Genomic DNA, 1138 nt, shown 5'->3' on the forward strand with positions numbered 1-1138 from the left:
CGACCGGCTCCGACATGACGCCGAGCCCCTCGAGCAGGTAGCCGGGGTTGAACCCGATCGAGATGTCGGCACCGTCGATGGTGGCCTCGATCGACTCCGACGCCTGCGCCTCGTCGCCGCTGCCTGCCTCGAGGAGCACCTGGCCCTCGGAGAAGGTGAGCCGGACCGGGGTGTTGCGCTCGGCGACCAGCGACACGCGCTTGACGGCGTCGACCAGGTCGGACGTGCGTACGTACGCGACCGTCTCGGCCTGCGCCTGGAAGAGCTGGCGCACCCGCGGGAAGTCACCCTCGAGCAGGCGGGTGGTGGTGCGGCGGGTGCCGTTGCCCACGGTGCCCTCGAAGCCGATGAGGCCGTCGCCGGCCTCGCCCGAGGAGATCGCGATCGTGATGTCGGAGCCCGACACCAGTGACCGCGCGGTCTCGCCGAGCACGCGGGCCGGCACCAGGGCGTGGCCGGAGGCGTCGCCCGCCTCGGGGAACCACTGCATCTCGCGCAGGCTCGCGCGGAACCGGTCGGTCGCCATCAGCGAGATGGTGGAGCCGTCGATCTCGAGCCGAACGCCGGTCAGCAGCGGCAGCATCTCGTCGCGGCCGGCCGCCGCACTGGCCTGAGCGACCGCGGTGGCGAACTCGTCGGCCTTGATCGTCCCGGACGAGCTGGGCATCTGGGGCAGTTGCGGGTACTCCTCGACCGGCATCGTCGACAGGCTGAACCGGGCACTGCCGCAGGAGACCTGGACCTTGGTGCCGTCGAGGCTGACGTCGATCGGCTTGGCCGGCAGCGACTTCACGATCTCGGCGAGCAGACGCCCCGAGACCAGCGCACGCCCGTCGTCGGCGACCTCGGCGGGCAGGGTCGCTCGCGTGGAGGTCTCGTAGTCGAAGCCCGACAGCGTGAGGCCGTCGCCGGACGTCTCCACGAGCAGGCCGGCGAGGACCGGCACGCTCGGCCGGGTGGGCAGGCTGCGCGCGGTCCACGCCACGGCGTCGGCGAACGTGTCGCGATCGATGCGGAATCTCAAGGATCGAGGCCTTTCGGGCATGAAGAGACTAGGACTGCATCCTGCCACGGACGCGGTGGGACAGGTAGGTCGGGAGAGCACGGGTTCGGCCGTCGGGTCGGTCGTCCACATCCC

1 protein-coding gene is annotated in these 1138 nt (G+C 71.2%); it reads right to left on the reverse strand.

What is annotated here, in order from left to right:
- The coding region (dnaN, locus tag ASF38_RS05045) for a DNA polymerase III subunit beta (protein ID WP_056574219.1) at nt 1-1024 on the reverse strand (1024 nt) is incomplete at its 3' end.
- Between the last annotated feature and the right edge of the window lie 114 nt (nt 1025-1138).

The sequence above is a fragment of the Aeromicrobium sp. Leaf272 genome, from assembly GCF_001422865.1.
Lineage (GTDB): Bacteria > Actinomycetota > Actinomycetes > Propionibacteriales > Nocardioidaceae > Aeromicrobium.